Source organism: Prevotella sp. C0026C3 (genome assembly GCF_056590795.1).
In genome coordinates, this window is the sequence record NZ_JBWPWW010000013.1 from 23,654 (window position 1) to 47,933 (window position 24,280).

General features: G+C 42.7%; 21 protein-coding genes. 9 read left to right on the forward strand and 12 right to left on the reverse strand.

What is annotated here, in order from left to right; all coding sequences use genetic code 11:
* Nucleotides 1-26: 26 nt before the first annotated feature.
* Complete coding sequence (locus AC1EK4_RS08795; RefSeq protein WP_480357938.1) at nt 27-1,985, forward strand: fructose-1,6-bisphosphatase; 1,959 nt, start codon at nt 27-29, stop codon at nt 1,983-1,985.
* 276 nt (nt 1,986-2,261) lie between these two features.
* Here the strand turns inward: AC1EK4_RS08795 and AC1EK4_RS08800 are convergent, their stop codons facing one another.
* The 8 genes from AC1EK4_RS08800 to aspS all read right to left on the reverse strand — a co-directional run bounded on the left by AC1EK4_RS08800 (nt 2,262) and on the right by aspS (nt 11,300).
* Entirely contained in the window at nt 2,262-3,434 is a 1,173-nt protein-coding gene (locus tag AC1EK4_RS08800) for a GDP-L-fucose synthase family protein (protein WP_480357939.1), read from the reverse strand.
* Nucleotides 3,431-4,516 (reverse strand): GDP-mannose 4,6-dehydratase, encoded by a 1,086-nt coding sequence (gene gmd / locus AC1EK4_RS08805; RefSeq protein ID WP_480357969.1) that lies wholly within the window; start codon nt 4,514-4,516, stop codon nt 3,431-3,433. The genes AC1EK4_RS08800 and gmd overlap by 4 nt, the downstream gene beginning before the upstream one ends.
* Nucleotides 4,517-4,530: 14 nt before the next feature.
* Nucleotides 4,531-5,592: a mannose-1-phosphate guanylyltransferase gene (locus AC1EK4_RS08810; RefSeq protein WP_480357941.1), complete on the reverse strand. Its 1,062-nt coding sequence runs from the start codon at nt 5,590-5,592 to the stop codon at nt 4,531-4,533.
* Between the two features lie 168 nt (nt 5,593-5,760).
* The gene (gene xylA / locus AC1EK4_RS08815; protein ID WP_480357942.1) at nt 5,761-7,080 is read right to left on the reverse strand and encodes a xylose isomerase; all 1,320 of its coding nucleotides are present in this window, start codon (nt 7,078-7,080) and stop codon (nt 5,761-5,763) included.
* Nucleotides 7,081-7,104: 24 nt separating this feature from the next.
* Nucleotides 7,105-8,601, reverse strand: a complete 1,497-nt coding sequence (locus AC1EK4_RS08820) for a xylulokinase (protein ID WP_062432913.1) — start codon at nt 8,599-8,601, stop codon at nt 7,105-7,107.
* Between the two features lie 77 nt (nt 8,602-8,678).
* Nucleotides 8,679-9,011: a hypothetical protein gene (locus tag AC1EK4_RS08825; protein ID WP_036898040.1), complete on the reverse strand. Its 333-nt coding sequence runs from the start codon at nt 9,009-9,011 to the stop codon at nt 8,679-8,681.
* Nucleotides 9,012-9,088: 77 nt separating this feature from the next.
* Nucleotides 9,089-9,382: a winged helix-turn-helix domain-containing protein gene (locus AC1EK4_RS08830; RefSeq protein WP_036898037.1), complete on the reverse strand. Its 294-nt coding sequence runs from the start codon at nt 9,380-9,382 to the stop codon at nt 9,089-9,091.
* A 157-nt stretch (nt 9,383-9,539) separates the two neighbouring features.
* Entirely contained in the window at nt 9,540-11,300 is a 1,761-nt protein-coding gene (aspS, locus tag AC1EK4_RS08835; protein ID WP_480357946.1) for an aspartate--tRNA ligase, read from the reverse strand.
* 445 nt (nt 11,301-11,745) lie between these two features.
* Here aspS and AC1EK4_RS08840 point away from each other — a divergent pair, with 445 nt between their 5' ends.
* From AC1EK4_RS08840 to AC1EK4_RS08855, 4 genes are all read left to right on the forward strand, one after another.
* Nucleotides 11,746-12,135 carry a DUF1573 domain-containing protein gene (locus AC1EK4_RS08840; protein ID WP_036898031.1) on the forward strand — a complete coding sequence of 130 codons (390 nt, stop codon included), beginning with the start codon at nt 11,746-11,748 and terminating at the stop codon, nt 12,133-12,135.
* A gap of 146 nt (nt 12,136-12,281) precedes the next feature.
* Nucleotides 12,282-13,052, forward strand: coding sequence for an EFR1 family ferrodoxin (locus tag AC1EK4_RS08845; RefSeq protein ID WP_480357947.1), 771 nt, complete (start codon nt 12,282-12,284; stop codon nt 13,050-13,052).
* 140 nt (nt 13,053-13,192) lie between these two features.
* The gene (locus AC1EK4_RS08850) at nt 13,193-13,420 is read left to right on the forward strand and encodes a hypothetical protein (RefSeq protein WP_480357949.1); all 228 of its coding nucleotides are present in this window, start codon (nt 13,193-13,195) and stop codon (nt 13,418-13,420) included.
* 317 nt (nt 13,421-13,737) lie between these two features.
* Entirely contained in the window at nt 13,738-14,145 is a 408-nt protein-coding gene (locus tag AC1EK4_RS08855; RefSeq protein ID WP_062432764.1) for a hypothetical protein, read from the forward strand.
* Between the two features lie 25 nt (nt 14,146-14,170).
* On the opposite strand, the gene AC1EK4_RS08860 is transcribed toward AC1EK4_RS08855, so the two are convergent.
* Together AC1EK4_RS08860 and AC1EK4_RS08865 are read right to left on the reverse strand one after the other, a co-directional pair.
* Nucleotides 14,171-14,845, reverse strand: a complete 675-nt coding sequence (locus AC1EK4_RS08860; protein WP_036898019.1) for a YggS family pyridoxal phosphate-dependent enzyme — start codon at nt 14,843-14,845, stop codon at nt 14,171-14,173.
* 2 nt (nt 14,846-14,847) lie between these two features.
* Nucleotides 14,848-15,366 carry a DUF4494 domain-containing protein gene (locus AC1EK4_RS08865; protein WP_036898016.1) on the reverse strand — a complete coding sequence of 173 codons (519 nt, stop codon included), beginning with the start codon at nt 15,364-15,366 and terminating at the stop codon, nt 14,848-14,850.
* A 174-nt stretch (nt 15,367-15,540) separates the two neighbouring features.
* Here AC1EK4_RS08865 and AC1EK4_RS08870 point away from each other — a divergent pair, with 174 nt between their 5' ends.
* The 4 genes from AC1EK4_RS08870 to AC1EK4_RS08885 all read left to right on the forward strand — a co-directional run bounded on the left by AC1EK4_RS08870 (nt 15,541) and on the right by AC1EK4_RS08885 (nt 21,724).
* A complete protein-coding gene (locus AC1EK4_RS08870; protein WP_036898013.1) occupies nt 15,541-16,752 on the forward strand; it encodes a pyridoxal phosphate-dependent aminotransferase in 1,212 nt (403 codons plus the stop codon).
* A gap of 11 nt (nt 16,753-16,763) precedes the next feature.
* Nucleotides 16,764-18,011, forward strand: a complete 1,248-nt coding sequence (locus AC1EK4_RS08875) for an ABC transporter permease (RefSeq protein WP_480357952.1) — start codon at nt 16,764-16,766, stop codon at nt 18,009-18,011.
* A 374-nt stretch (nt 18,012-18,385) separates the two neighbouring features.
* Complete coding sequence (locus AC1EK4_RS08880) at nt 18,386-20,053, forward strand: AMP-binding protein (protein ID WP_480357954.1); 1,668 nt, start codon at nt 18,386-18,388, stop codon at nt 20,051-20,053.
* A gap of 3 nt (nt 20,054-20,056) precedes the next feature.
* The gene (locus AC1EK4_RS08885) at nt 20,057-21,724 is read left to right on the forward strand and encodes an AMP-binding protein (protein WP_036898005.1); all 1,668 of its coding nucleotides are present in this window, start codon (nt 20,057-20,059) and stop codon (nt 21,722-21,724) included.
* A 49-nt stretch (nt 21,725-21,773) separates the two neighbouring features.
* On the opposite strand, the gene AC1EK4_RS08890 is transcribed toward AC1EK4_RS08885, so the two are convergent.
* Both AC1EK4_RS08890 and lepA read right to left on the reverse strand, forming a co-directional pair.
* The gene (locus AC1EK4_RS08890; protein WP_036898001.1) at nt 21,774-22,370 is read right to left on the reverse strand and encodes a Crp/Fnr family transcriptional regulator; all 597 of its coding nucleotides are present in this window, start codon (nt 22,368-22,370) and stop codon (nt 21,774-21,776) included.
* 44 nt (nt 22,371-22,414) lie between these two features.
* Nucleotides 22,415-24,199, reverse strand: coding sequence for a translation elongation factor 4 (gene lepA, locus AC1EK4_RS08895; RefSeq protein WP_062432961.1), 1,785 nt, complete (start codon nt 24,197-24,199; stop codon nt 22,415-22,417).
* Nucleotides 24,200-24,280 lie beyond the last annotated feature (81 nt).

Genomic DNA, 24,280 nt, shown 5'->3' on the forward strand with positions numbered 1-24,280 from the left:
CAAAACAAGATACAATTAACAAGGACATGAGATATTTACAGCTGCTGGCGCAATCATTCCCGACAGTGGCTGAAGCCAGTACAGAGATTATAAACCTGCAAGCCATCTTGAATCTTCCGAAAGGAACGGAACATTTCTTAGCCGACATTCATGGTGAATATGAGGCTTTCCAGCACGTACTGAAGAATGCATCGGGTAACATCAAACGAAAAGTCAACGAGCTCTTTGGCAACTCTTTACGCGAATACGAGAAACGAGAACTTTGTACACTCATCTACTATCCGGAACAAAAATTGGAACTTGTCAAGTCCAAAGAGACGGATATCATTGACTGGTATAGAATCACCATCCATCAACTCGTGGCTGTATGCCGCGACGTATCAAGCAAATATACACGCTCGAAAGTAAGGAAATCATTACCAAACGGATTCTCTTACATCATTCAGGAACTCCTCCACGAGCGTACCGAAGACACAAATAAGACGGCATACGTCAATGTCATCATCGATACTATTATCTCCACGGGACGAGCCGATGACTTTATTATTGCCATCGCCAATGTCATTCAACGGCTAGCCATTGACCGCTTGCACATTCTCGGCGACATCTTCGACCGTGGTCCGGGTGCTCATATCATTCTCGACACCATGGCCTCGCGCCACAATTGGGACATGCAATGGGGCAACCACGATATACTTTGGATGGGAGCCTGTGCCGGAAACGATGCATGTATTTGCAATGTCATCCGGCTGTCTCTGCGCTATGCCAACCTGACAACACTGGAAGAGGGATACGGTATCAACCTTATCTCATTGGCAACATTTGCCATGGAGACTTATGGAGACGATGAATGCAAGGAGTTTATACCCAAACTGATAGGCGATAATAAGAATACTGATGATAAATCAGTGCGCCTCATGGCACTCATGCACAAAGCCATTGCCGTGCTACAGTTCAAAGCCGAGGCTCAACTCTTCGAACGAAATCCGTCATGGGGCATGCAAGATAGAGAGCTATTCAAAAACATCGACTACAAGAAAGGCACCATCATGCTCACCGGTAAAGAGTATCCACTAACCAGCAACAACTTCCCTACCATCGACCCGGAGCATCCGTGCGACATGACAGAAGAAGAAACTGCACTGATGAGCAAGCTACATCATTCGTTCATGGTGTGCGAAAAACTTCACAAACATATCCGCCTGCTCCTGCAGCATGGTTGTATGTATGCCATTTATAATAACAACTTGCTCTTCCATGCTTCTATTCCGCTCAACGAAGACGGTAGCCTCAAGGACGTAGAAATAGCTAAAGGACAAGTATATCAAGGACGTGAGCTCATGCATCACACCGGAATGCTCATTCGTTCTGCATTCCAAAACGACACTCCGCCAGCCGAACGTCAATATGCTATCGACTATTTCCTCTATCTATGGTGCGGTCCCGATAGCCCACTCTTCGATAAAAGCAAAATGGCTACATTCGAACGATATTTCATCGAAGACAAAGCTACACACAAAGAAGAGAAAGGAAACTACTTCAAACTGAGGGATAGCGAGGCTGTAGCCGACCGAATACTAGATGCTTTCAGTGTAAATGGTACAAATAGGCACATCATCAACGGGCACGTACCGGTGCATGCCGGCAGCGGAGAAAATCCCATCAAGGCCAACGGAAAACTGATGGTGATAGATGGCGGCTTCTCAGAAGCATACCACAAAGAGACTGGTATAGCCGGATATACACTTGTATACCATAGCCGCGGACTCCAGTTGGTACAACACGAACCCTTCACGAGCGCAGCCGATGCAGTACAACGAGGAACCGATATCAAGAGCACAACGCAGATTGTTGAGCTAAGTAGTCAACGTATGTTGGTGGCTAATACTGACAAGGGCGAAGAGTTAAACCGCCAAATCAAAGATCTTGAGAAACTACTCTATGCTTATCGGCACGGTCTCATAACCGAAAGAGAGTCGAAATAAACATCATCCTAGTATAAAAGGTGGCAATAGCATATATGTTATTGCCACCTTTTTAATATTACAGTATAATATAGTTAACTTATATATAGGAATATAACAATTACTAAACAAGCCTACCTGTCTACTCGTCTACTTATCAACGACATTACTGCAAAGCCCCAACAACATTGCTGAAAAGTCCAAACAGTAAAACAGCAACGGCTTGACAGCGATTCTGCCAAGCCATTGCAATGATTCAACTAGATTGTACTTTATAAGAAATATAGAGTACAAAAACTATTCTAATGACTGCTTATACCAATCAAAAAGGCGTCGAACACCATCTTCTATCTCAACATGATGCTTCCAACCTAACTGATGTAGCTTCGACACATCAATTAATTTCCGTGGTGTTCCATCCGGCTTTGAAGTATCAAAATACACTTCTCCCGTAAACCCGACAGTATCAACAACTAGTTGAGAAAGTTCTTTGATAGTAAGTTCTTTACCTGTTCCTACATTAATATGACAATTGCGAATTTCTCCCAATTGCGGTATTGCTCCACCTCTACCTGCACTATGATTTCGATCTACGACTCCGTCGATCTTGGCTCCAAGAAATACGGAACTGTAATTCTCTATTCCTATCAGGTCTTTAAAATCTACATGCAACAATACATACACACTGGCATCAGCCATATCTTCGCTCCACAGGAATTCACGCAATGGCGAACCAGTTCCCCAAAGAGTCACTCGATTGTCTTCTATTCCATACTTTGCTAGGACTTTAAGAATCTCCTGCTTATCCGATACACCGCTAATACCTTCCACCGGACGTTTATCCATATCGCAGCGAACGGCATCCCATTGATCGTCGTGTATCAATTTTGCTAGATAAATCTTACGCATCATTGCCGGCATCACATGACTATTCTCCAAATGGAAATTATCATTAGGTCCATAGAGATTAGTAGGCATAACTGCAATATAATTAGTGCCATACTGCAAGTTATAACTTTCGCACATTTTCAAACCGGCAATCTTGGCTATCGCATACTCTTCATTAGAATACTCCAAAGGTGAAGTCAGCAGGGTGTCTTCTTTCATTGGCTGTGGTGCATTCTTCGGATAAATACACGTAGAGCCTAAGAATAACAACTTCTTTACATGGTGTGAATAAGCATTACTAATCACATTACATTGCATCTGCATATTTTGCATGATGAAATCAGCACGATAAAGCGAATTTGCCATGATTCCTCCAACAAAGGCAGCTGCCAATATGACGACATCAGGCTGCTCTTGATCAAAGAATTCCGTGACTGCCTGCTGATTCGTTAAATCTAGTTCTAGATGTGTACGCCCTATTAAATGATTATATCCTCTAGATTCTAGATTCCTCCATATAGCCGATCCCACCAATCCACAGTGACCGGCTATATATATTTTACTGTCTTTGTCTAGAATCATTCCGGCAACTTTGCTTTTAAATATAGCTTCTTCACGAACTTCATATCATGTTCTATCATGATACGAATGAGTTCTTCAAAAGATGTCTTGGCAGGATTCCAACCTAATACAGTCTTTGCTTTTGTAGGATCACCCAGCAATTCCTCAACCTCAGCCGGGCGGAAATACTTGGGATCTACTTCTACCAACACTTTACCGGTAGCCTTGTCAATGCCCTTTTCATCAATACCTTCACCTTGCCATTCCAATTCTATTCCCACATGCCGGAATGAGATTGTAACAAATTCTCGGACGGTATGATATTCACCGGTAGCTATTACAAAATCGTCAGGTTGAGATTGTTGCAGCATCAACCACATACATTCCACATAATCCTTGGCATACCCCCAGTCACGTCGAGCATCCAAATTCCCCAAATACAGTTTCTCTTGGTATCCTTGAACTATACGGCAAGCAGCCAAAGTAATCTTACGAGTAACAAAATTTTCACCTCTACGTTCGCTCTCATGATTGAAAAGAATACCATTGCAACAGTACATACCATAGCTCTCACGATAATTCTTCATAATCCAAAAGCCATACAATTTTGCTACACTGTAAGGTGAACGCGGATAAAAAGGCGTAGTTTCGCGCTGAGGAACCTCTTGTACCTTTCCAAACAGTTCTGATGTACTTGCTTGATAAATCTTACAAGTGTGCTCCAACCCACAAATACGTACGGCTTCTAAGAGTCTTAATACACCTATAGCATCTGTATCGGCCGTATATTCAGGCACATCAAACGATACTTTCACATGACTTTGTGCCGCTAGATTGTAGATTTCAGTAGGCTTAGTCTCAGAAATGACACGTATCAAAGATGAAGAATCGGTCATATCTGCCCAATGCAGATTGACAAGGCGTTGTTTCTTCATATCGCGAACCCATTCATCCAAGTATAAATGTTCTATACGTCCGGTATTGAAAGAAGAAGAACGACGTAGCAAGCCGTGCACTTCGTATCCCTTTGATATTAAAAATTCTGCCAAATAACTGCCATCTTGGCCTGATATTCCTGTAATTAATGCTACTTTTTTATCCATCATTTATTATATTTTTACTCACTATACTGTTTGATTTTCTGCTCTTCAGATAGTTTACATATCAAGAGTGTATTGTCTTTCTCAGCTACAATATAGCCATCAAGTCCTTGGACGACAACCTTCTTTTCTTGCATAGTATGCACTATACAGTTGTGGCTATCAAAAAATCGAATATTTTCACCAATACCACAGTTTCCATATAAGTCTTTATGACTCTTCATCAAGAGACTCCCCCACGTACCTAAATCGCTCCAACCGAAGTTTGCCGGACACACGAAAATTTCTTCGGCTTTCTCCATGATAGCATAGTCAACGGAGATATTCTCACATTCTGCATAACGCTGATCAATGATTTCCTGTTCCTTAGGAGTTCCCAATACAGGCAGCATACTCTCAAACAACTTACCCATCGTGGGTTGATAAACTCTGAAAGCGTTGACTATCGTCTCTACACTCCACAAGAATATACCTGCATTCCAGTAATAGTTATTCTGTCGTATATATTCTGTTGCAGTCTGTAAATCTGGCTTTTCGCGGAACGAGTCAACACGGAATATCTCTTTATTACGCGGCGAACGTGCTGTCAAATCAGCTTGTATGTAGCCATAACCCGTCTCCGGACGGTCAGCTTTCATACCCAATGTGACAATAGCATCGGTCTCACTGGTAAACTGTAAACACGAAGAGATGACCCGTTGAAACTCTATGATATCGGTAACAATATGGTCGCTAGGCGATACGACGACATTTGCCTTGGAAGATTTGGCCTTGATACGCCAACTAACATAGGCAATACAAGGTGCCGTATTGCGCCGACAAGGCTCTAACAATATATTTTCTACCGGAACTTCAGGTAACTGTTCTTTAACAAGTGCTTCATACTTTCGATTCGTAACAACCCAAACATTCTCCGAAGGACAAAGGCCTTTAAAACGATCAAAAGTGAGTTGGAGCAGTGTTCTTCCTACACCTAGAATATCTATAAACTGTTTTGGAAGTTCTTCGGTGCTCATTGGCCAAAATCGGCTTCCTACACCACCAGCCATAATGACTAAATGATTGTTTGCGATAACCATAAGATTAATTCTTCATTTTATATAGTTACAAATATAGGCAAAATATTCCATACCTGCATCGATACAAAATTTTATTTACCGTTTAGTCTCTGTATTAGGCATAAAAATAGGAGAAACCCGATCAAAGGTCTCTCCTATCCATGTTTATAGCGTAATCTTTATCGTGCCTTATTTAGAATATAAAGCTACGATAGTCTCATAAAGTTCTTGCTTACCTGACAATTGTTTAGGCTCACCATTCTTCTTTGCATAGTCTACCAACTGCTCCAAGCTGACCTTTCCATCCTCAAATTCCTTGCCCATACCGCTGTCGAAGCTAGCATAACGAGACTTCAACATTTGAGGAAGTTCGCTCTCTTCAAGAATAGCTGCGGCATTCTCAAGCGCACGTGCCATGGCATCCATACCACTGATGTGGGCAATAAATATATCTTCAGGGTCGGTAGAGTTACGGCGAATCTTTGCATCGAAGTTGCTACCACCATTGCCTAAGCCACCATTACGGATAATCTGCATCATGGCTTGAGTCAATTCAAAATTGTCAATGGGGAATTGGTCGGTGTCCCAACCGTTCTGTGCATCACCTCGGTTAGCATCAATGCTACCCAACATACCATTATCTACAGCAACAGCCAATTCATGCTCGAAGGTATGACCAGCCAATGTTGCGTGGTTAACTTCGATATTTACCTTGAAATCTTTGTCTAAATTGTGAGCACGCAAGAACCCGATAACGGTCTCTACATCTACATCGTACTGATGTTTTGTAGGCTCCATAGGTTTCGGTTCGATAAGGAATGTACCTGTAAAACCTTTAGCACGAGCATAGTCACGAGCCGCTATAAGCATTTGAGCCAAATGGTCTTTCTCACGTTGCATCTGTGTATTGAGCAGAGACATGTAGCCTTCGCGACCGCCCCAGAACACATAATTGGTACCACCAAGTTTGATAGTTGCATCGATAGCATTCTTGATTTGAACGGCAGCACGAGCCACTACGTCGAAGTTAGGATTCGTTGCGGCACCATTCATATAACGCTTATCACTGAACACATTGGCTGTTCCCCAAAGCAACTTAACGTTACTTGCCTTCATCTTCTCAAGAGCATAATCGGTAATCTCCTTCATATTCTGTTCATACTCAACAATATCATCAGAGGGATCACACAAGTCTACGTCGTGGAAACAGAAATACTCGATACCCAACTTCTCCATGATTTCGAAGCCAGCATCCATCTTATCCTTGGCACGTTGGATGGCACTGTCGGCATGATCCCATGCATAATCGCGGGTTTGTCCACCAAATTGGTCGCTACTTGCGGCTCCGAGCGTATGCCACCAAGCCATTGCAAACTTCAACCAGTCCTTCATTTTCTTCCCAGCAACAACTTTTTCTGGGTTGTAATAGTGGAATGCTAGGGGATTTTTGCTATCTGTTCCTTCGAAAGGAATCTTACCAATCTGTGGAAAATACTCTTTTGTCATCATCTTGTAGTTTCTTAATTTAAGTTCTTATTGATTTATATTTTTGTTCAATATTGATTTCCAACGCTCATAAGCATCGGTATACGAAGTCTTCAAATGCTCTTCCGGTTCAATCACAGCCAGTTTTTTGAGCGTAGCAAATGCCTCATCATGATTCTTATAAATACCTGCACCAATACCAGCTCCTTTTGCAGCTCCAACGCTACCATCGGTCTCGTAGAGTTCAATGGTGGCTCCGCTGACTCCTGCCAAAGTATTTCTAAACAGCGGACTTAGGAACATATTAGCATGACCAGCATGTATCTTACGAATGTCCATACCCATATCCCGCATGATTTCCATGCCATAACAGAAGCTAAAGACGATGCCTTCTTGAGCCGCTCTGACGATATAAGCCTTCGAATGCTTATTGAAATTCAAGCCATGGATAGAACAATCGACTTCTTTATTCTCCAACACACGCTCAGAACCATTACCAAACGGGATGATACTCACGCCCTCTGATCCGACCGGAACGGTCTCTGCCATTTTGTTCATATCGGCATAACTGATGTCAGGAGTAACGTTTCGATGTACCCAAGCATTCAAGATACCGGTACCATTGATACACAACAACACACCCAAACGGTCCTCTTCTAATGTATAATTGGCATGTGCAAAAGTATTGACCCGGCTCTTTACGTCGTAATTTACATCGCCCAAAACACCATAAACCACCCCAGAAGTACCCGCCGTAGAAGCTATTTCACCGGGGTTAAAGACATTCAAACTCACCGCATTATTGGGTTGGTCGCCAGCTCTATAAGATATAGGTGTACCTTTCTTCAAACCGGTTTCGGCAGCCGCCTCACTAGAAACTTCACCTTGTACGGCAAAAGTCGGGACAATATGAGCCAATATATGCTCATCAAAACCATAATAATCCAAAAGCGATTTGGCCGGACATTTGTCTTTAAAGTCCCACATCATGCCCTCAGACAAGCCACTAATAGTGGTGCAAACATCACCGGATAGCTTCATCGCAATGTAATCTCCGGGCAGCATAATCTTATCTATACGCTCGTAAAGTACCGGCTCATTTGCCTTTACCCAAGCTAATTTGGAGGCCGTAAAATTACCGGGTGAATTCAATAAATGACCCAGACAATAGTCTGTCCCCAGCTCTTTGAATGCCTTTTCACCATAAGGTACAGCACGAGAGTCACACCAAATAATACTTGGGCGAAGTACTTCCCGATTCTTATCTACACAAACCAAGCCATGCATTTGATAAGAAATACCAACAGCAAGAATCTCCTCACCAGTGATACCGCTATCAGCCATGACCTGCTTTAAGGCTAGTTTAGCATTGTCCCACCACATTTGTGGGTCCTGTTCTGCCCATCCCGTCTTCACTGCAAGCATGGGAGCTTCGCTTTTAGGATAAAAAGCTGTGGCCGCAGTCTGCCCACTTTCCACCTCTACAAGAGAGGCTTTAACCGAGCTACTACCCACATCAAAGCCCAATAAATATCTATTTGACATAAGATTCATATTATATATATTGTATAATACGAATCAAAACATGTGTTCCCTAAAAATCATTAGAAATCATCGAACACTCAAAACAAGCTCAGCGACTGGTCTTCCGGCGGACAATTCTGCTCTTCTTCTATCTCAACCTCATCGCAAAACTGGAGCATTAACTGCTGATTTCCGACATTATTCAAGTTCAACCGATACTTTCCACGCGTCTCAGTACGCTCTATAAGAGCATTCGTGGTTTTAGAATTTCTAATAAGAAATTGCTGTACATAAGCATGTACGGTAGTATATTCGACTGGTTCAAACAGCGAATTACATGCATTCAATACATGGTGTGCAATCTTCCTGACCGACAAACCATCGTTGCCGGCTTCTGCCAATACCTGTAATATCGCTGCATCGTAACTCATGTACACTATTTACAAAACATAAAAAAGGAGCTGTATTATAACAATGCAGCTCCTTATTTGGTTATTCTTAATCTAAATTAAGCCAACGCTACTAGGCTTTCGTCGCCTTTTACTTTGCCTTCTTTAAGTAGCCAACCTATTCCAAGATAGGTCTCTTCAGCGCTAATCTTTGCTGCTTTGGAAATCTCGCTAACACTAAGAGCCTTTCCAGCAGCTGCCAAAGCCTGATAAACATCGCCGGCGCGGAAGCCCACACTCTCTGCATTAAGTGCTACTACCACCTTGCGTGCAGCCGGTTTCTTTGCTGCTACCTTCTTTGTAGTCTCCTTTTTAGGAGCTGCTACTACCTTTGTTGCTTTTTTTTCTGCCATATTCTTATTTTGATTACAATTTCATCTCAATTCCTTATATTAGGAATCAGATTACTCTATTTATCACTACAAAAGTACGACAATCTTTCCATGTTCGTGCATTTTTTTACACAAAACATCTCAATAACAACTATGTAGCTCTTTTTCTTGATTTACATCAATCTTTCAAATCGACTTTCAAGTTCAATTCGTCCAATTGTTTGACATCTATTTCTGATGGAGCATCGAGCATCACATCCCTACCACTGTTGTTCTTCGGGAACGCAATACAGTCGCGAATAGAGTCCAAACCGGCCATAATGCTAACGAAACGATCGAGTCCGAAAGCCAAACCAGCGTGAGGAGGAGCACCATATTTGAACGCATTGATAAGGAAACCGAACTGTGCCATGGCTCTTTCGGGAGTGAAACCCAATATCTTGAACATACGTTCTTGCAATTTTCCATCATGGATACGAAGACTTCCACCACCTACTTCAATGCCGTTGCAGACAAAGTCGTATGCTTTGGCCCTCACTTGTTCCGGATGTTCTTCCAACAATGGAATATCATCGGGGTTAGGCATGGTGAAAGGATGATGCGTAGCCATCAATCGCTGCTCTTCATCGCTCCACTCAAACAAGGGGAAATCGACTATCCACAGACATTCAAACTTATTTTTATCGCGCAAACCAAGACGGTCACCCATCTCCAAGCGGAGCGCACACAACTGTACACGAGCTTTGTTTGCATTGTCACCACTCAGTATCAACACCAAATCTCCATCATTAGCATTCATCACTTTTTTGATTTCAGCCAACTCTTCGGGCGAGTAGAACTTGTCTACCGAACTTTTGATAGTGCCATCAGCATTATACTTAATATACACAAGGCCTTTGGCACCCACTTGTGGACGCTTCACGAAATCGGTCAAACCATCAAGTTGTTTGCGAGTATAGTCTGCACAACCGGGTACACAGATACCACCTATATATTTAGCTTCATCGAATACAGAGAAGTTTCCCTTACCTGAGAAAGCCTCTTTCAACTCAACGAACTCCATACCGAAGCGTAAATCGGGTTTATCACTACCGAAACGCCTCATCGCTTCGTGCCATGGCATCTGCTGTAACTTAGCCGGTAGCTCTACGCCTCTGACTTCCTTGAAGAGCATACGACACATATCTTCAAAGATACCTATCACGTCTTCCTGATCTACAAAGCTCATTTCACAGTCTACCTGTGTAAATTCGGGCTGACGGTCTGCACGCAAATCCTCATCACGGAAACACTTTGCTATCTGGAAATAGCGGTCGAAGCCGGCCACCATCAACAATTGTTTCAGTGTTTGCGGGCTCTGTGGCAGTGCATAGAACTGTCCCGGATTCATGCGGCTAGGCACTACGAAGTCGCGAGCACCCTCAGGTGTACTACCTATTAATATAGGTGTCTCCACCTCCATAAACTCTTTTGAGTCTAAGAAATTACGAATCAAAATGGTCATACGATGACGCAACTCCATATTCTTACGCACAGAGGCACGTCGCAAATCCAAATAACGATACTTCATACGAATATCGTCGCCACCGTCGGTATTGTCTTCTATCGTGAAAGGAGGCGTTGCGCTCTCTGATAAAACATTGAGTTCATGCACCAATATTTCTATATCACCGGTATCCAACTTCTCGTTTTTGCTCTGACGCTCGCTCACCGTACCCTTGATCTGAATACAGTATTCACGTCCCAACTTGTTGGCTCTGTCACAGAGTTCACTATCGTCTGCTTCGTTAAATACGAGCTGGGTAATACCATAACGGTCACGTAGGTCGACGAAAGTCATACCTCCCATTTTCCTCGAACGCTGAACCCATCCAGCCAAGGTAACTTCCTTACCTTGATCAGAGAGTCTTAACTCTCCACAAGTATTGCTTCTATACATATTTTTGATATTTCCTTTGTATCATGCAAAGTTATACAAAAAAAAGCATTACACAAAGAACGTACATTCTTTTATCTACATAATTAAAAGAGGAACTACCTTATTTCCCTTTCCAAAGCAAGCTATCACCAACTCCAAACATATCACTTCTCATTTCTCACTACTAAATATTCATTTCCTGCAAAGGTTTAGCAACGTTGCTGCCTAGCCTTTTCAGTAATGCTGCAAAGCCAAAACAGTACTATTGACACGCTCTTGCAGCGAATGAGGATTTAGTAGTGGGAAGTGAGAAACTGTGCTTTATCAACTGCCAAATCAATAATATAAAGAGCTAAAAGTATTCATCATTTAACGTAAATTAGATAAATATATGACTGAATAGTTGCTTGCTATCACGAAGTTTCATATCTTTGCTGCGAATTTTTAGAATCAAAAACGAGAAGAAATGAAAAAGTTTTTAAGCATCATAACAATGTTGGTAATTGGTTTGATAGCCGTTTCGGCACAAAATCAAGCCGATATTAAGTTTGATAAAGTAACCATAGATTTGGGTACTTTCTCTGAAAACAACCCTGTACAGAAATGTACTTTCACGTTTACCAACGTCGGTCAGGCACCTCTTGTCATCAATCAGGCTGTCGCAAGTTGCGGTTGTACCGTTCCCTCTTACACCAAAACACCAGTGATGCCCGGACAGAAAGGCCAAATTATGATTACCTATAATGGTAAAGGAAAGTTCCCCGGACATTTCAAGAAGAGCATTACTGTACGTTCCAATGGCCAAACAGAGATGACACGCCTATACATTGAGGGTGTGATGACAGAAGCTAAATAGTAAAATATTAATCTTACAGATACACAAAAAAACCATCCCGCATCCGCAGGATGGTTTTTTCATTACAATACATCTATTCTATCAAGGCTCTTGGTGGGCCCAAGAGAAATACTTATTTTTGCAAATGTAATATTGAGAACAAGCGAATGATTTTCTATTTTTCGGCGACAGGTAACTCCAGATGGCTCGCTAAGGAACTGGGACAAGCTACACAAGAAGAGATAATATCTATCTGTGATGCCCCAGTGTTCCATTGCTATACGCTCAAAGATGATGAGCGAATAGGCTTTGTGTTTCCTGTCCACGGATGGCGACCGCCAAAAATCATGCTCGACTTTATTGCTACCCTGTCTTTCAAAGGCGATACCGATACTCATTATTGCTATACGGCCATGACTGCCGGTGACGATATTGGACGCAGTGTAGACTACCTCAACGGGGCACTCGGTCGACTCGGACTGCACACCCATGCCGCTTTCTCGCTAAAAATGCCTAATACGTATGTGGGATTACCACTTATGAACACAGATAAACCGCAAATCGTACAGGCTAAAAAGCAGGAATCAGAAAAGCTATTGCGACAATATATCCCTCGCATTCAAAATTGCGAGAACGGTATTACTCCTATCCATAAGAGCCATTGGCCTCGTATCAACTCTGATATCTTGGGAAATCTGTTTGTCAAAAGGCTTCTTACAGATAAGCCATTCAGCGTTGATGAGAGCCGTTGTGTGAAGTGTGGCATCTGCGCTGACGTCTGTCCTACAGACAATATCAAAGGCGGACTCAGCTTCCAACCAACTTGGTTGCACGCAGACAAATGTATCACGTGTTTTGCATGTTATCACTATTGTCCACATCATGCAATCGAATACGGCAGCAAGACGCGCCATAAAGGGCAATATCATTATAAATAAAACAAGTATTAATAATAGATTCTATAATATGAAGAAGCCTCGTACTCATCATTTTTCTACTGGTTATAACTGTATATGCATGGGGTGCAAAAATTTTAAGTGAGCCTTTCAGTGTTACTCAATCAGATGGAACGACACTCTTGGTTACCGGACATGGAGACGAACATGTATCATGGTACACAGCTAACGATGGCGTTATCCTCGTGCATGTAGGCTTCGAGTATTATATCGGCCAAATAGATTCTTACGGCAATTTGACGGCTTCCACCCAATTGGCTCATGAAGTTGGGCAACGTTCGGCCACCGAACAAACACTCATCAACAGTCAAAATAAGGAGGTATTTTACAAAAATGCAACTAACACATGAACTAACAAGATTCGTACACGTGAAGTTATCAAGTCGGGTGGCAGTTTCTTTCCTCATCTAAATAGCCCTAAAGCACTAGTCATTCTTGCAGAATTTCAAGACACAACTTTTAAAATCAACAAGCCCATAGAAGCATATAAGGAATACTTGAATGCTGATAAACTGAGTGATTTTGGGAATAATAACACTGCCAATATCGGCAGTATTCGAGGCTATTTTAAAGCCATGAGCTATGGAAAATTCGGCGTATAGCTCATTTTTCGCTCACTTCTGGTATACTAAGCAATACCGTCAACAATACATTAGGACATCCACGAATGACATTAGTGCCTGCCGATGGTACACTGCTGAATATATCTAATGTCACAGATATTACTTCTCAATATGCATATAAAGCTTCGGCTGCTGCCGATCCATTCCCCGGAACGGGTAACAATACGACTCTAACAGACGAAACTACGGTGAAACCTACAGTTTATAATGGGACAGCTTTAGCTAAACCTATATACAAAATCACTGAAACTGATGGCGTTATCACGTTCAATTTCTTACAAGAAAATAACGACACACCGACTGGAATCATTGGTGTTCTGGGCACAGTGGCAGAACAACTATACAAAGATAATCGCATCTACTCGATTGACGGACGATACTTAGGAACCGATAAGACACGACTACCCAAGGGTATCTACATCATCAACAGAAAGAAAGTTGTAATTCAATAAAATAAAACAATTTGGGCCGGAAGTCTTAATAGACTCTCGGCCCAAATATTGTTGTACCGACTCTAACCATCGTTGAGCCGTGTTTGATTGCCAATTGGTAATCGTGACTCATCCCCCAAGAACGCTCACAAAAGGCATCATCGGTTGGGAAATAGGTCGACTTCACTTCGTCAAAGAACTTGCGAGCAGCCTCAAACTCGCTCGTTATCTGAGTTTCATCGTCTACATTGCTAGCCATCATCATCAAGCCGCATATCTGTACATGCTTCAATTGGCGCCATGTAGAATCATTCAAGAGTTCCCGACAAGCATCTAACGTAAGGCCGTATTTCGTTTCTTCTTCGGCAATGTGCAGTTCCAGAAGTACACGAATGACCCTATCACATTTTGATGCCTGCTTTTCTATCTCCTTCAAAAGCTTCAAACTATCCACAGCCTCTATCATAGAGATGTATGGTGCGATGTATTTCACCTTGTTAGTTTGAAGATGCCCGATAAAATGCCACTCTATATCATCGGGCAACGACGCCACCTTTTTGGAGAGTTCTTGCTCATGACTCTCTCCGAAAATGCGCTGTCCCTCCTGATAGGCAGCCTCGATGTACTCATTAGGATGATACTTGCTCACCGCTACCAGTTTGACAGTAGACGGTAAATGAGACTGTACTTCGTGCAAATTACGAGCTACATCAATATCCATCTCTACTCTCCCTCTTTCTTCTCTTCGGTTGGTTGTTCGTATTCCGGCACATCGTTCACCTCCGGTTTCTTCTTTGTTACTTGATGTTCAAAAACATCCATGATTTGGGTTTCGTTGATTCCGGCTATCACATAGTCTATCATCGTGCCGCCCATAATCTCATCTATGTGCTTCACAGCAACCGGAACATTACCTGCCTGTACCAAATAAGTAACCGTAGAACGCTTTTCTTTCTCGGTCTTTTCATCAATAGTGATGAATTGAAGTTTCGCCTTATACCAGCGATCATCCAAATCTGCATCGCTAAAGAAGATCTCTCCGTACGACGCGGGCTTAATGTCTGTAATCTTAAATTCACCACTTATATAAGAAGACATCTCATTGATAATGGCATTTTCGGCCTCGGTAAAGCTCAAAGCATCAACAACATACTGCTCCGTAACCTTCTTTTGCATGCCATCTTCCATTGTTTTCTCATAACGAATCTTGGTTTCAAACCAAGAAGCTGTCCTTGATCTCATAATCTAATAATATGTATTTCTGATTTATTTTCTTCTTTGCAAAGATAATATATTTTTGACCATGAGGTGAACAATAGTCATAAAAATAAGGCGATACACAACAAAATCCAATCCATAGGTTTTCGTTTCAATTAAATATACTACCTTTGCAATTCAACAAACAATTTAGTAACGATGCCTGAAATATCTGTGCGCGGACTGGAAATGCCAGAGTCTCCTATCAGGAAGTTGGCTCCATTGGCTGCAGCCGCTAAAAAGAAAGGAACCAAGGTTTATCATCTCAATATCGGACAACCAGACCTTCCCACACCTCAATGTGGCTTGGACGCCCTCTCCCATATTGACAGAAAGATATTGGAATATTCTCCCAGCCAAGGTTATCAGAGCTATAGAGAGAAGCTTGTTGATTATTACAAGAAATACAATATTCAAGTAACAGCCGATGATATTATTATTACATCGGGTGGAAGCGAGGCTGTTTTGTTCGCTTTCATGAGTTGTTTGAATCCCGGAGACGAAATTATCGTACCCGAACCTGCCTATGCCAACTACATGGCATTTGCCATTAGTGCCGGCGCCAAGATTCGTACCATTGCCACAACCATTGAAGAGGGATTCTCATTGCCTAAAGTTGAGAAGTTCGAAGAGCTTATCAACGAGCACACACGTGCCATCATGATTTGCAATCCCAATAACCCTACGGGCTATCTATACACTCGACGAGAGATGAATCAAATACGCGATTTGGTGCGAAAGTACGACCTTTACCTCTTCTCCGACGAGGTTTACCGCGAATATATCTACACAGGTTCGCCCTATATCAGTGCTTGTCACCTCGAAGGAATCGAACAAAACGTCATCTTGATTGACTCCGTTTCCAAGCGATATTCGGAATGTGGTATCAGAATTGGTGCACTTATCACCAAGAACGAACAGGTGAGAAAGGCCGTGATGAAGTTCTGTCAAGCCCGCCTATCACCTCCTTTGATTGGTCAAATAGTAGCCGAAGCCTCCCTTGATGCCCCCGAAGCGTATTACAGAGACGTCTACGACGAATACGTAGAGCGTCGTAAATGCTTAATAGACGGCCTAAACCGCATTCCCGGTGTGTACTCCCCCATTCCTATGGGAGCTTTCTATACCGTAGCAAAAATACCCGTCGACGACAGTGAAAAGTTCTGTCGATGGTGCTTAGAAGAGTTTACTTACGAGGGAGAAACCGTCATGATGGCCCCGGCAGCAGGTTTCTACACCACTCCCGGAGCCGGAATCAACCAAGTACGTATAGCATATGTACTTAAGAAAGAAGACTTGGAGCGTGCCCTCATCGTCTTGCGCAAGGCGTTGGAGGCCTATCCCGGTCGCGTAGACGAGGAACTACCATAAAACGATTAAGCTTGAACTTCCCCTTATTCATAGCCAAACGCATCTACAGCGATACGGGCGATAAGCGCAAAGTATCGCTCCCTGCCATCCGAATAGCCACTGCCGGAGTAGCTATCGGACTTGCCGTGATGATAGTATCTGTATGTGTAGTATTGGGATTCAAGCATACCATCCGCGATAAGGTCATCGGATTTGGCAGCCATATTCAGGTAGCTAACTTCATGACACAGCAATCCTCTGAGTCCTACCCCATCCAGATGGGCGACTCGATGACACGTGTCATTAAGACCATTCCGGGTGTCAAGCATGTGGAACGCTTTGCCACTGCACGCGGAATACTCAAGACCGACAATGATTTTATGGGTGTTTTACTCAAAGGTGTAGGTCCCGAGTTCGACTCCACCTTCCTCCATCAGAATATGATAGATGGCAGTATACCCACTTTCAGTGACCAAAAATCGACCAATAAAATACTTGTTTCGGCATCAATGGCGTCGAAAATGAATCTGAAATGTGGCCAACGCATCTTCGCTTACTTCATTGATAACAACGGGATACACGTACGCCGGTTCACCATATCGGGCATTTATCAGACCAATCTATCACAATACGACAACGCCATCTGCTTTACCGACCTATACACAGCGGTGAAATTGAATAATTGGGAAGCCGATCAAGCCACTGGAGCAGAGATTACCGTAACCGACTTCAATCGTCTCTACGAGACCGCAGCAGCCATGGTGGACAAGGTTAACCGTAGCATTGACAAATATGGAGAGACCTACTCGTCGCAAACCATTCAGGAAATCAACCCACAGATATTCTCTTGGCTCGACCTGCTCGACCTGAATGTATGGATTATCTTGGCCTTAATGGTATGTGTAGCCGGTGTAACGATGGTTTCCGGACTGCTTATCATTATATTGGAACGCACGTCTATGATAGGTTTACTCAAAGCAATGGGCGCACAAAACAAGACTATTCGCCACACATTCTTGTGGTTTGCAGCATTCATTATTGGCCGCGGACTGCTCATCGGAAATCTTATCGGGCTCGGCCTTATAGCCCTGCAACACTTCACCCACTTGGTGAAGCTCGACCCAACCACATACTATGTCAACACCGTACCGGTGGAATTCAATTTCCCCCTCATCATTCTCTTAAATGTAGCAACCTTGTTGATAAGCCTATTTATACTGATAACACCGAGCTACCTCATCTCGCATATCCATCCGGCTAAGTCTATGCGATATGAATAAAAGTATTTTTCCAATTGCCAAAGCACCCTTTTATCAGTCATAAATTCTTACATCTAACAGCCAAACAAGTCCACTTGTTTACGCAGAAACTACTCTTTTCTCACTCCAAACAACTCGCTCATCTCACTGCTGAGCTGTGGCAACATTGCTGAACCGGCTTTGCAGGAATTCTGTTCGGTTGTTGCAGCGATGTTGCCACGCCCCTGCAGTCATTCCATACCAATGTATTCTATATCCGAACAAGAATAGTTGATATGACTACATATCCTATATTACCTTTTCAAAGGTTCATAGACAGCCCTAAAAATTGCACATAAAGTTTTGTATTGTGCACCTAAATCATTACCTTTGCACAATATTTTGATTTTTGTGCAATGGAATTAATACCCAGCTTCAATAAGTATATAGAACACAGTATCAAAGAAAATTGGTATAAAGATGCCCTGACCGACTACAAAGGGGCAACATTACAATATCACGATGTAGCAAGAAAGATAGAGAAACTCCATATACTGTTCGAGAACAGCGGTATTAACTGTGGAGATAAGATTGCTATTTGTGGTAGAAACAGTAGCAACTGGGCCGTTGTGTTCATGGCTGTTTTGACCTATGGTGCAGTGGCCGTCCCCATACAAAACGAATTCACTCCCGACCAGATTTACCACATTGTAAATCACAGCGAATCCAAACTTTTGTTTGTAGGCGACGTGGTTTCAACCACGATTGAGCCAAACCAAATGCCCAATTTGGAAGGCGTGGTTTATATACCAGACTTTTCTATCATCGTTTCACGCTCTGAAAAGCTGACGTATGCACGCGAACATCTGAACGAAATATTCGGTCTGCGGTATCCCAAATACTTCCGTCCGGAGCACATTAAGTATTACGAAGACAAGAACGAAGACCTCGCACTCATCAATTATACCAGTGGTACCACAGGATTTTCAAAGGGAGTAATGCTGCCTTTTAGAACTTTATCGAGTAATCTAGAGGGACTTTCGGAGTCTATCTCCGGGCATATTCCAGCAGGAAGCAATGTGCTGAACATTTTACCTATGGCTCACATGTATGGTATGATGGCAGAGTTTATCTTGGAATTCTGCCATGGAAACCATCTCTTCTTCCTCACTCGCCTTCCCAGTCCCTCATTCATTCAGGAGGCAATGATGGAAGTTAAGCCGGCCATTGTGGTTGCCGTACCACTTATTCTTGAGAAGATTATCCGCAAAAAGATATTCCCACAGATTCAAAACAACAAGGTAAAGTTACTGTGGAGAATGCCTGTGATACAGAAAAGACTGAAAGAAAGAATCTGTCAAATGGTGAAAGATACATTTGGAGGCAACCTATATGAGATTATCATCGGTGGTGCACCCATGAACACAGAGATTGAAGCATTCCTTGTATCCATTGACTTTCCCATCACAATGGGTTATGGTACGACCGAAACTGCGCCCATGATAACCTATAGCGATTGGACTAATTTCGTGCCGGGTTCATGTGGAACGGTGGTCAAAAACATGGAGATAAAGGTGAAAAGCAGCGATCCGGAGAACATTCCGGGCGAGCTTATTACCCGTGGAGCAAACGTCATGGTGGGCTACTACAAGAATTTGGAAGCCACAAAGGCAGTACTAGACGATAATGGATGGTATCATACCGGCGACTTAGCGACCGTAAGTGCCGATGGACATGTCTTCATCAAAGGGCGTATCAAGAATATGTTGTTAGGCGCCAATGGCCAAAACGTATATCCTGAAGAAATAGAAGACAAGCTCAACTCGATGGCAATGGTCAGTGAAAGTCTCATCGTACAGAATGGCAACGCCCTTGTAGGATTGGTACATCCGGACTTTGAAGAAGCTGAGAGCATGGGCTTCTCCAACGAAGACATACAAAATATTATGGAGCAGAACCGCCAAGAGCTCAACTCTGTTTTACCCTCATTCTGCAAATTGTCTTCTATTAAATTACACGAAGAAGAATTTCAAAAGACACCTAAAAAGAGTATCAAACGGTATCTATATCAAAATATCGAATAATCTATGACAGGGAATATTCCAAGCTTTAACGCTTTAATTCAGAAAACAATAGTTGATCATTGGGAACAAGATGCATTGACCGACTTCAAAGGTATGACCTTACAATACCATGATGTAGCTAGAAAGATAGAAAAGCTGCACATCATGTTTGAGAACTGTGGTATCGAACGAGGCGACAAGATTGCAATTGCCGGTAGAAACAGTGCCAACTGGGCTGTAGCTTTCCTTGCTACACTTACTTACGGAGCCGTAGCTGTACCCATTCTACACGAGTTTACGGCCGACCAAATACACAATATCGTCAACCACAGCGAGTCGAAATTGCTCTTCGCAGGAGATGTTGTGACTACCGAGATCGACGCAACGAAGATGCCGGCATTGGAAGGTATCATCTATATACCGGACAATTCACTGATTCTTTCGCGTACAGATAAATTGACATACGCACGCGAACATCTGAACGAGATGTTCGGTAAGAAGTTCCCGAAGTACTATCGTAAGGAGCATGTCAACTACTATATAGAACAGAGTCCCGATGAATTGGCACTCATTAACTACACCAGTGGTACGACAGGATTCTCTAAAGGCGTAATGATTCCTTATCGTGCACTGTGGAGCAATTACGATTTTGCAGAGCATGTACTTGGTAGTCACCTCAAGAAAGGATCAAAAGTCATCAGCATTTTGCCTATGGCACACATGTATGGTATGTCGTTCGAGTTCCTATTTGAGTTCAACAAGGGATGTCATATCTATTACTTGACACGCATACCCAGCCCTGCCATCATTGCACAAGCATTCTCAGAGGTGAAACCGGACGTCATTATCGCGGTACCACTCATCATTGAGAAGATTATCAAGAAGAAGGTATTCCCGAAGATACAGAACAATAAGATGCGCTTGTTGCTAAACATGCCGATGGTTAGCAAGAAGGTAAAAGAGAAGATTTGCGACCTTGTAACCGATGCGTTCGGTGGCAAATTCTACGAAGTTATTATTGGTGGAGCCGCTCTAAACCAAGAAGTTGAGCAGTTTTTACAGCAAATCAAGTTCAAATATACAGTGGGCTATGGCGCCACAGAGTGTGCTCCCATCATCGCTTATGCCGATTATCAGACTTTCGTGCCGGGCAGTTGTGGTCGCAGTGTGGTCCATATGGATGTGAAGATAGACAGTCCCGACCCTGCCAATGTGCCCGGTGAAATTCTAGCCAGAGGCTTGAATGTGATGCTGGGATATTATAAAAATGAGGAAACTACCAAGCAAACAATCGACTCAGAGGGATGGTATCACACCGGCGACTTGGGGACAATGGACGAGGAAGGCAACATCTTCATCAAAGGACGTTCAAAAAATATGCTGCTAGGAGCGAATGGACAAAACATCTATCCCGAAGAAGTGGAAGACCAATTGAACTCCATGGCATTGGTAAACGAGAGTGTCGTGATACAAGATGGAGACAAACTGATAGGATTGGTTCACCCGGATTACGAAGAAGCCTCATCGCTATCGTTTAATAACGAAGACCTACAAAACGTGATGGAACAAAACCGTCAAGAGCTTAACCAAAAGCTACCATCATATTGTAAACTGTCGGCTATCGAGATACATGAGGAGGAATTCGAGAAGACACCAAAGAAAAGTATTAAGCGTTACCTCTATACTAGGTAATAAAAGAAAAAAGGATAAGGTTTTGCCTTATCCTTTTTTCTTTTTTATATCAATCGAGTAATGTTGAAGCTCTGACCCTTGAAAGCGTCTCAGGAGTCATTTGTAGATAGTTGGCAATATATACCAATGGCGCTCTCAACACTACCTGCGGATTCAATTTGCATATTTTCTTGTAACGTTCTTGCGCAGATTCAAATCTTACAAGATCGGCATGAACTTGCGATATTATCAAACTCTCTTCCAATATCTTGCGATATAAAATTTGAATATTGACATTGTGCAAGGCTACTTCTTCTAAACGATGCTTCGGAAGAGCATAAGCTATGGTTGGCTCTATGGCTTCTACTTGCAATTTGGTAGGCTCTTCCTTAAATAAACTCTCGATACACATGAAGATGGTACGGTCTTCACCAAGGTGTTCAGTGACCTCTTTACCGTTCTTAAAATAGAACTGTCGTATCAATCCACGGTCCACATAGTAGATGTTTCGGCACACTTCGCCCTCTTTAAGAATCATTTCATTCTTCGCAAACTTCATCGGTACTAAGATACTCTCTAATATATCAAGTTCATCATGAGTCATAGTACTGTATTTGCGAGCTAATTCTCGCGCTATATCACGGGGAGTATTAACTGGTTCTCTCATCTCAATGTCCTCTCTTCCTGATTATTCTACATATTTAAGAATGATTAATCCAACTTCAAAACGGCCAAGAACGCCTTTTGCGGAACTTCTACATTACCGATTTGCTTCATGCGTTTCTTACCTTTCTTCTGCTTCTCTAGCAATTTTCGTTTACGACTTACGTCACCTCCATAACACTTGGCTGTAACGTCTTTGCGCACACATTTAATCGTCTCGCGAGCCACAATCTTGGCCCCAATAGCTGCTTGTATGGCAATATCGAATTGCTGTCGCGGTATCAACTCTCTCAACTTCTCACACATTCTACGTCCCAATGTCACGGCATTGTCCTGATGTGTCAGTGTAGACAAAGCATCTACAGGCTCACCATTAAGCAATATATCGAGCTTGGCCAATTTAGATGGTCGGAACGAATCGATGTGATAATCAAACGAAGCATATCCTTTTGAGATGCTCTTAAGCTTATCATAGAAGTCTATCACTATCTCGCCGAGTGGCAACAGAAAATGTAATTCCACACGATTGCCGCTCACATACTCTTGTTTAAGGAGCTCGCCACGCTTATCAAGACACAAGGTCATGATAGGACCGATAAAGTTTGTATCTGTAATAATGGTCGCACGAATGTACGGTTCTTCGATATGTTCAATTAAAGTCTGGTCTGGTAAGCCTGAAGGATTGTGCACCTCGCGACTCTCTCCATGCTTATCGTACACCATATACGATACGTTTGGCACCGTCGTAATGACATCCATATTGAACTCTCTATCCAATCTCTCCTGCACAATCTCCATGTGTAGAAGTCCCAAGAAGCCGCAACGGAAACCGAACCCCAACGCAACGGAGCTCTCAGGCATAAATGTCAGCGACGCATCATTGAGTTGTAACTTCTCCAAAGAAGTTCGCAAATTCTCGTATTCCGATGGATCTATCGGGTAAACACCGGCAAATACCATCGGTTTAACCTCCTGAAAACCAGCGATAGAATGCTCGCATGGACGACTGACTTGGGTAATCGTATCACCTACTTTCACCTCTTTGGCATCCTTGATACCGCTGATGATGTAGCCCACTTCACCACATGTAATCTCCTTGCGAGGCACCATATCCATCTTGAGGACACCTACTTCGTCGGCCACATACTCCATTCCAGTATTAAAGAACTTCACTTTATCGCCTGCATGAATGGTTCCATTCTCTATCTTAAAGTATGCGATAATACCTCTAAAACTATTGAATACAGAGTCGAAAATCAATGCTTGGAGTGGTGCTTGAGCATCTCCTTCGGGATGAGGAACACGTGCTACGACTGCTTCCAATATCTCATTGACTCCTTCACCGGTCTTTCCTGAGGCACGAATGATTTCCTCCCGCTTGCAACCGATAAGGTCTATAATCTCATCTTCTACCTTTTCGGGCATCGCACTAGGCATGTCTATCTTGTTGATAACAGGAATTATCTCCAAATCATGCTCTATCGCCATGTATAAATTAGATATGGTTTGAGCCTGAACACCCTGTGTCGCATCTACAACCAACAATGCTCCTTCGCACGCCGCAATACTTCTAGACACCTCATAAGAGAAGTCTACGTGTCCCGGAGTATCTATAAGATTCAATACATACTGCTCTCCATTGCTTGCACGATAGTCCATCTGGATGGCATGACTCTTGATTGTGATACCACGTTCACGCTCCAAATCCATATCATCGAGCATCTGTCCACCTGTAATCTTAATGGTCTGCGTATACTCAAGCATTCTATCAGCGAGCGTAGATTTACCATGATCGATGTGTGCAATGATGCAAAAATTCCTTATGTTGTTGATATTACCCATTTAATAAGTGCGCTTTTAAAGTGCAAATATACAAAGATTTCATTAGATTATTCGTATATTTGTACAGAAATA